The sequence below is a fragment of the Clostridium sp. ATCC 25772 genome, from assembly GCF_001573875.1.
Lineage (GTDB): Bacteria > Bacillota > Clostridia > Clostridiales > Clostridiaceae > Clostridium_J > Clostridium_J senegalense.
The window spans coordinates 1-531 of sequence record NZ_LFRG01000216.1 but is presented as its reverse complement, the minus strand read 5'-3'; the positions used below and the strand labels follow the sequence as shown (position 1 = coordinate 531).

Below are 531 nucleotides of genomic sequence, written 5' to 3'. Positions count from 1 at the left end.
TAGCTGTTAAATCAGAAGTTGATGTTCCTGTGAAACTTATAGGTGTTGGAGAGAAAGTAGAAGACTTACAAGATTTTGATTCAAAAGCATTTATAGATGCGTTATTTGGGAACTAATTAGCTTTTTAAAATAATTGTTGACAACTTTATTAGTATGATATAAAATACAATGTGTAAAGGAATTAACCTTTACAGTAAAGCAAGTGGGAAGTGTAATAATGAATCTAGAAAAATTAGTAGAAATTGGGTTGTTATTTGAACAATACAAAATGCTTCTAACTGATAAGCAAAGAGAAATTGTATCACTTTATTACAATGAAGATTATTCTCTTGGAGAAATCAGTGAAAATCTAAGTGTTTCAAGACAAGGAATATATGATACATTAAAGCGTTCTGAAAAAATTTTGAAGGATTATGAAGCAAAATTAGGCTTAGTTAAAAAGTCAAAAGAACGTGAAAAAATTACACAAGACATATATAATAAAGTTGTTGACATTAAACAAGATTTATTGCAAAATAGAGATTGTGCTAA

1 protein-coding gene and 1 pseudogene are annotated in these 531 nt (G+C 27.5%); both read left to right on the top strand.

Annotation, left to right across the window (positions count from 1 at the left end; genetic code table 11):
- Window positions 1-116: pseudogene (locus tag AZI32_RS18190) on the top strand (signal recognition particle-docking protein FtsY); the annotation flags it as partial.
- Window positions 117-217: 101 nt separating this feature from the next.
- Window positions 218-531, top strand: a 314-nt coding sequence (gene ylxM, locus AZI32_RS17660; RefSeq protein ID WP_061997202.1) for a YlxM family DNA-binding protein, incomplete at its 3' end; no start/stop codon positions are given.